Below are 7,500 nucleotides of genomic sequence, written 5' to 3' on the forward strand. Positions count from 1 at the left end.
CGAGTTACGATCCCGTGCGAGGTTAAGCTGAAGAGGCGGAGCCGCAGCGAAAGCGAGTCTGAATAGGGCGTTTAGTACGTGGTCGTAGACCCGAAACCAGGTGATCTACCCATGTCCAGGGTGAAGTTCAGGTAACACTGAATGGAGGCCCGAACCCACGCACGTTGAAAAGTGCGGGGATGAGGTGTGGGTAGCGGAGAAATTCCAATCGAACCTGGAGATAGCTGGTTCTCCCCGAAATAGCTTTAGGGCTAGCCTTAAGTGTAAGAGTCTTGGAGGTAGAGCACTGATTGGACTAGGGGTCCTCATCGGATTACCGAATTCAGTCAAACTCCGAATGCCAATGACTTATCCTTAGGAGTCAGACTGCGAGTGATAAGATCCGTAGTCAAAAGGGAAACAGCCCAGACCGCCAGCTAAGGTCCCAAAGTGTGTATTAAGTGGAAAAGGATGTGGAGTTGCTTAGACAACTAGGATGTTGGCTTAGAAGCAGCCACCATTTAAAGAGTGCGTAATAGCTCACTAGTCGAGTGACTCTGCGCCGAAAATGTACCGGGGCTAAATACACCACCGAAGCTGCGGATTGATACCAATGGTATCAGTGGTAGGGGAGCGTTCTAAGGACAGTGAAGTCAGACCGTAAGGACTGGTGGAGTGCTTAGAAGTGAGAATGCCGGTATGAGTAGCGAAAGACGGGTGAGAATCCCGTCCACCGAATGCCTAAGGTTTCCTGAGGAAGGCTCGTCCGCTCAGGGTTAGTCAGGACCTAAGCCGAGGCCGACAGGCGTAGGCGATGGACAACAGGTTGATATTCCTGTACCACCTCTTTATCGTTTGAGCAATGGAGGGACGCAGAAGGATAGAAGAAGCGTGCGATTGGTTGTGCACGTCCAAGCAGTTAGGCTGATAAGTAGGCAAATCCGCTTATCGTGAAGGCTGAGCTGTGATGGGGAAGCTCCTTATGGAGCGAAGTCTTTGATTCCCCGCTGCCAAGAAAAGCTTCTAGCGAGATAAAAGGTGCCTGTACCGCAAACCGACACAGGTAGGCGAGGAGAGAATCCTAAGGTGTGCGAGAGAACTCTGGTTAAGGAACTCGGCAAAATGACCCCGTAACTTCGGGAGAAGGGGTGCTTTCTTAACGGAAAGCCGCAGTGAATAGGCCCAAGCGACTGTTTAGCAAAAACACAGCTCTCTGCGAAGCCGTAAGGCGAAGTATAGGGGGTGACACCTGCCCGGTGCTGGAAGGTTAAGGAGAGGGGTTAGCGTAAGCGAAGCTCTGAACTGAAGCCCCAGTAAACGGCGGCCGTAACTATAACGGTCCTAAGGTAGCGAAATTCCTTGTCGGGTAAGTTCCGACCCGCACGAAAGGTGTAACGATTTGGGCACTGTCTCAACCAGAGACTCGGTGAAATTATAGTACCTGTGAAGATGCAGGTTACCCGCGACAGGACGGAAAGACCCCGTGGAGCTTTACTGTAGCCTGATATTGAATTTTGGTACAGTTTGTACAGGATAGGCGGGAGCCATTGAAACCGGAGCGCTAGCTTCGGTGGAGGCGCTGGTGGGATACCGCCCTGACTGTATTGAAATTCTAACCTACGGGTCTTATCGACCCGGGAGACAGTGTCAGGTGGGCAGTTTGACTGGGGCGGTCGCCTCCTAAAGTGTAACGGAGGCGCCCAAAGGTTCCCTCAGAATGGTTGGAAATCATTCGTAGAGTGCAAAGGCATAAGGGAGCTTGACTGCGAGACCTACAAGTCGAGCAGGGACGAAAGTCGGGCTTAGTGATCCGGTGGTTCCGCATGGAAGGGCCATCGCTCAACGGATAAAAGCTACCCCGGGGATAACAGGCTTATCTCCCCCAAGAGTCCACATCGACGGGGAGGTTTGGCACCTCGATGTCGGCTCATCGCATCCTGGGGCTGTAGTCGGTCCCAAGGGTTGGGCTGTTCGCCCATTAAAGCGGTACGCGAGCTGGGTTCAGAACGTCGTGAGACAGTTCGGTCCCTATCCGTCGTGGGCGTAGGAAATTTGAGAGGAGCTGTCCTTAGTACGAGAGGACCGGGATGGACGCACCGCTGGTGTACCAGTTGTTCTGCCAAGGGCATAGCTGGGTAGCTATGTGCGGAAGGGATAAGTGCTGAAAGCATCTAAGCATGAAGCCCCCCTCAAGATGAGATTTCCCATAGCGTAAGCTAGTAAGATCCCTGAAAGATGATCAGGTTGATAGGTTCGAGGTGGAAGCATGGTGACATGTGGAGCTGACGAATACTAATAGATCGAGGACTTAACCATATAATATGAAGCAATGTTATCTAGTTTTGAAGGAATATGCCTTCAATAGTTTGGTGATGATGGCAGAGAGGTCACACCCGTTCCCATACCGAACACGGAAGTTAAGCTCTCTAGCGCCGATGGTAGTTGGGACCTTGTCCCTGTGAGAGTAGGACGTCGCCAAGCAACTTTAAGACGAGTCAGAATGACTCGTCTTTTTTGTGTTTTATAAAAATAAGAATGGCTGGTAAATCTCAGTTTATTAAAATTTCACTTTATTGTTCACATCAACAAGTTCAAAACGCTCACAGACGAGTAACATATCTTCAGAGAAATTAAGACCAAGCTCATTTAGTTCCTTTGTAAAAAAACGAACATGGGTGTCTCTCCAGTAATTATAAGTACGATCTCCTTCGCCTTCAGCGATAGCGAATTCTTCGCTTACTTCATTCATTGGTGTTACAGTTACTTCTATTGTCTTAATAATAGCTACAGGTTCATCATTACTATTGAGTATAATACTATAATCAATAGTAGTCGGTAGTGATTCATGTTCTAATTCATAAAAAATGTGACCGGAGCATGTAGCGGTTTTAATACCGTCAATTACTAGTTGTGCAAGATAATTAGGGGCATCCCCAAATTGCCAAGCTGTAACAGATTCTGGTTTTTTGTTGTTTCCCCAATAAGTATCCCAATATGTCTGTGCTAATTGATTCATTTTTATCGTTACCTCACTCTAATTCATATTTAGTCTCTTTATAATTCCTAGGAAATTTACTTACTTACTTATTTAGTATGTCTTTGTACTCATTTAAAAGTTGTAGCGGTGTGTTGCAAATTAAAAAGATACTATGTGGAGTGAATATAGTTTGTAAATATGTTCTGTACATATATGGGATCTTTAATTTTCCAATTGCATTTTATGATAAAGGATGTAGTTACTTAAAGAACGTTCAGATTATGAATGGTAGTTTATTATCACTATGCCATATTGAAGTGAGTAATACTAGAGTTAAAATAGATGAAAAAACTGATATTCTAAATTGAATATCAGTTTAATAATATGTGACTTATATGAATCTATAGCAATACGAAAAGCGTAAATAAGATAGCCAACAAAATACGATAGTACGCAAAAGGTTTTAAACCTATCTTCTCTAAAAGCTTTAGAAAAGTTACTACCGCTAGCATCGCTACTATAAAAGAGGTAATGAATCCTACCGCAAACATAGGGATGTCATCGACACTTAAATACTTCCAACTTTTTAGTAAGTCTAAGCCTGTAGCCCCAATCATTACAGGAAGAGCTATTAGAAAAGAGAATTCAGATGCAGTCTTATAATTTACTTTTGCTAATAGACCTCCAGAGATAGTAGAGCCAGCTCTAGAGAAGCCAGGGTATACTGCTAAGCACTGAAATAATCCGATTGTTAAAGCTTGGCGGTATGTTAAATCGTCCAGTGAATAGGCTGCTGCCTCCTTCTTTTTTACTTCTGCAAAGAGCATAAGAATTGCACCTGCTACAAGTCCAATCACAACAGTGTATGGCTGGAATAAGTATGTTTTAATAATATCATGTAGTAGCAAACCAGCAACCACTGCCGGAAATACGCCAAGAAATACATGGAACGCGTTGAATTTTTTTTCTTTCTGTAGAAGTGGCTTAATATTACATAAAGAAACGAGACGTTTATGATATAAAATTGCAATGGCTAAAATTGCGCCTAGCTGAATAACAATTTCAAACGTTTTCGCTCTTTCTCCCTCAAAGCCTAATAAATGCCCGACTAATATAAGATGGCCAGTAGAGGATATAGGTAAAAATTCAGCTAATCCTTCTACAATACCGAGTATGAAGGCAATAATGATATCGCTCATAGTTTCACTCCTACAAATTAATGAATGTCTACTTTTTTAAAATAGAATAGTGTTGCAATAAATCCGGAAATTGTCGTTACTGCAATGATGATATAAGAATACTCTGGTGGATATGTCGGTTGTAATTCGTTATTTGCGATATCTAGAGTAGCGGTCCACGGAAATAAATCTTTATGCTTGGAGTTTACGAGCATAAGATTAGTCATTGTAATAATGACTGTTAATATAATGGGCGGTACATAGCTCTTCATTACAAGAGTTAGTAGCACAATAGGTGAAGACAATAGAAAGAGAAGTCCACCACATATTAAAAATTCTAGGAAAGAACCTAAAAGTAAAGAAATGTTAAAGCCAGGGAAGTTCCCCAATAGCCCTAATATTAAAGTAAGTGCCCAAGCGACTAAAGTTAGCATCATAATCCAAAGAAAGAGAATGATGAATTTACTTATAATAAAGCTAATGCGCGACACGGGGATAGTTAGTAAATTTTTCAGTGTATCTTCTGCATATTCGCGGGTAAGCAAATATGCAACCACTACTCCATATAAGGGGAATCCTATAACTAAAGTAGTATATAAGTTAACGTCAGTGAATAATTGATGGAACCAAATAGTTGGAGTAGGCTGTTTTGTTTTTATATGTATATAAGAGGCTACTACAACTAAGAAAGGTGCGACACCAGCACCAATAATGCTAATTAAAAACATATTAGAGCGTTTTAGTTTTAAGAGTTCTGTATAGAGTAGATTAACCAATTGTTCCACCTCCAACTAGTTTGGTGAAATAATCTTCTAGTCTATCTTCGCTTATCATCATTTTTAATACTTCAATACCATTAAGAACAAACGTTCTGTTTATGTATCCTTGTTGTCCAAAATGAGAGTAAATACGAATATTTCCTTCATCATGTACTTCATAATCAAAAATTTGAAGATGATTTTCTAATAACATCACAGCTTTATCGTCATTATTCACTTGAAACTCTATGTACTTACGGTTTGCTTTGCGCAGCGTATCAAGAGAAACTTCTTCTAGTAACTTTCCTTCATGAATAATTCCGATACGATCGACCAACTGTTCTATCTCGGCTAATATGTGACTAGAAATGAGTATTGTTATATTTCTTTCTTGAGCTAAAGAATGAATAAGTTTTCGCATTTCTTTAATACCAATAGGGTCTAGTCCGTTAGTTGGTTCATCTAATATGAGTAGCTCAGGATAATGGAGAAGAGCGCGTGCAATTCCTAAGCGTTGCTTCATTCCTAAAGAATACTTTCCTACTAACTTTTTTGTCTCATGCTGCAAGCCTACTATTTCTAATGCTTCTTCGATAGCATTCTTTTTGTGAACCCCAATTATCTTTGCATTAATTAGTAGGTTTTCTTTTGCAGTTAAGTTTTCATAAAATCCTGGAACTTCAACTATAGAACCAATTCTGCTTAAAATATCTTTTTGATTTTGGAATAAGTTCTCTCCGAATATTTCAATCGTTCCACTTGTAGGTTTTATAAGACTAAGCAGCATACGAATGGTTGTTGTTTTACCAGCACCGTTGCGGCCTATGAAGCCATAAATCTCTCCTTGTTGAACATTAATATTTAAATTATCTACTGATTTTTGATTGCCATATACTTTAGTAAGGTTAGTCGTTTTTATAATTGTATTTATAGGAGACACCTGCTTTCTATAAGTTCTTACTTACATCATAAAAAGGAAGGCTTAACTGCATATTAATCATTTCTTAACTATTTCTTAAAAGTATTGTGTTTTGGAATAGAAAAGCCAAAAGTAGTTCGTTTCCATGGAGTACTTTCAACCCATATATGCCCACCATTTTTTTCAACGAGTGCTTTAGAAATAGAGAGTCCGAGACCGCTACCACCAAATGAAGAGTTTCTTGATTGTTCGCTTCGGTACATTCGCTCAAATATGTTTTGTAAATCATGTTTTGGAATACCAGGGCCTTGATCCCAAATATGAAGTTTGTATTCTGCATCAGCTTCTAGCAGTTCGACTCCTATTGTTTTCCCATCCTTTCCGTAATAAATTGCATTTTTCATTAAATTACCGATAATCCGCATAATGCTTAGATGATCTGCGATGATAGGACAAGTAGAATCTGGTATGAGAATTTGCAGTTCGATGTTATGTTTTGAGAGCTCAGGTAAAAATTCAATCAAAACTTCTCTAGTAACTTCAGAAAAGTCGAGTTCTTCTTCTTTTAGTGGAAATTCATTAGCGTCTAGCTTCGCCATATTGAATATTTCATCAACTAGGTGCTTTAAGTTATTTGATTTCATATAGAGTATTTTAAGATATTCTTGTTTTTCTATTTCAGAAGCAGCAACTCCGTCTTTCAAAGCATCTATATATCCGATTATGGAGGTGAGTGGTGTTCGTATATCGTGGGAGATACTAGACAAAAGTTGTTTTCTGGATTCCTCGGATCTTTTGGCTTCAATCTGAACCTGCTCTAATTTAGCTATTAGCTCGTTTATTGAAAAAACGATATTATGTAATGAGTGGTCATTGCTTGTGAATAATCTCGTTTGTAAGTTTCCTTTTAGTACACGACTTAATTTAGTATCCATTGCTTTACGATGTTGAATGAATTGTATTCTTGAAAAGAAGAGATAAATTGTAATTAAGATAAGGATAATAAATAAAGACATTTTTAATCTTGGACCCATTTGTATGTTTAAAATCCCGCAAATGATAAGTTGTAATGAAATAAGGAAGAGGGTTTTATCAGTCTTCAAGCTTTTCACCTACAAACTTATAACCAATTCCCCATATAGTCTGAATGAATTTTGGATTGGAAGGGTCAATTTCTATTTTCTTTCTAAGTTTTCGAATATGTACCATAACGGTATTGTCATCTTCTATATAATTATCGTCCCACACATTTCGGAAGAGCTGTGTTTTTGTAAATACTTGCCCTGGGTTTGAAGTAAAGAATTTTAACAGTTCCAATTCTTTTCCGGTTAAGCTAATTTCTTCTTTGTTTGTATGAACTGTGTATGTATTTAAATTGATAGTTAGTCCTTTAAAAGATAAAGTGGTTTTTTCTTGAGCAGTATTGTTACTTCCGAGAACTAAAAAACGCCGCATAAGAGCTTTTACTCGTGCAATTACTTCGTGAATGCTGAAAGGTTTCGTAATATAATCATCAGCACCAATGCTTAAGCCTAAAATTTTATCAACTTCGTGATCTTTAGCTGTGAGCATTAATATAGGTACGTTAGTTTTATCTCTAAGTTTTTTACATACCTCGATTCCATCTATTTTGGGCATCATAAGATCTAATATAACGAGGTTATATTTATTTTGATTAAATAAATGCAA

Annotated in this window: 6 protein-coding genes and 2 rRNA genes (2 of these 8 only partly in view); 2 read left to right on the forward strand and 6 right to left on the reverse strand. The window is 39.6% G+C overall.

All coding sequences use genetic code 11. The features are described 5' to 3' along the window. Together ACXKY9_RS01915 and rrf are read left to right on the forward strand one after the other, a co-directional pair. Positions 1-2,295: ribosomal RNA gene (locus tag ACXKY9_RS01915) — 23S ribosomal RNA — on the forward strand; it begins 628 nt to the left of the window's first position. Between the two features lie 49 nt (positions 2,296-2,344). Then, a 5S ribosomal RNA gene (gene rrf, locus ACXKY9_RS01920) occupies positions 2,345-2,460 on the forward strand. Positions 2,461-2,536: 76 nt separating this feature from the next. Here rrf and ACXKY9_RS01925 read toward each other — a convergent pair. The 6 genes from ACXKY9_RS01925 to ACXKY9_RS01950 all read right to left on the reverse strand — a co-directional run. Beyond that, a complete protein-coding gene (locus tag ACXKY9_RS01925; RefSeq protein WP_001072418.1) occupies positions 2,537-2,995 on the reverse strand; it encodes an ASCH domain-containing protein in 459 nt (152 codons plus the stop codon). Between the two features lie 362 nt (positions 2,996-3,357). Continuing rightward, a complete protein-coding gene (gene uppP / locus ACXKY9_RS01930) occupies positions 3,358-4,155 on the reverse strand; it encodes an undecaprenyl-diphosphate phosphatase UppP (protein WP_001279960.1) in 798 nt (265 codons plus the stop codon). Between the two features lie 17 nt (positions 4,156-4,172). Beyond that, a complete protein-coding gene (locus ACXKY9_RS01935; protein ID WP_000247716.1) occupies positions 4,173-4,910 on the reverse strand; it encodes an ABC transporter permease in 738 nt (245 codons plus the stop codon). After that, the gene (locus tag ACXKY9_RS01940; protein ID WP_000074580.1) at positions 4,903-5,832 is read right to left on the reverse strand and encodes an ABC transporter ATP-binding protein; all 930 of its coding nucleotides are present in this window, start codon (positions 5,830-5,832) and stop codon (positions 4,903-4,905) included. The genes ACXKY9_RS01935 and ACXKY9_RS01940 overlap by 8 nt, the downstream gene beginning before the upstream one ends. A 68-nt stretch (positions 5,833-5,900) precedes the next feature. Beyond that, positions 5,901-6,914 carry a sensor histidine kinase gene (locus ACXKY9_RS01945; RefSeq protein WP_000845334.1) on the reverse strand — a complete coding sequence of 338 codons (1,014 nt, stop codon included), beginning with the start codon at positions 6,912-6,914 and terminating at the stop codon, positions 5,901-5,903. Further along, on the reverse strand, positions 6,904-7,500 hold the 3' portion of the coding sequence (locus ACXKY9_RS01950; protein ID WP_000651991.1) for a response regulator transcription factor. Its footprint extends 117 nt past the window's final position; 597 of the gene's 714 nt are visible here — the last part of the coding sequence; its start codon lies beyond the right edge, outside the window — the gene reads right to left on this strand; its stop codon occupies positions 6,904-6,906. Before ACXKY9_RS01950 ends, ACXKY9_RS01945 begins: the two co-directional genes overlap by 11 nt.

It is taken from the genome of Bacillus sp. 2175, from assembly GCF_057812155.1.

Bases quoted from the DNA above. Each gene is read 5' to 3' on its own strand.
- ACXKY9_RS01925 (WP_001072418.1), bottom strand. From the start codon at position 2,995: ATGAATCAATTAGCACAGACATATTGGGATACTTATTGGGGAAACAAC.
- uppP (WP_001279960.1), bottom strand. From the start codon at position 4,155: ATGAGCGATATCATTATTGCCTTCATACTCGGTATTGTAGAAGGATTA.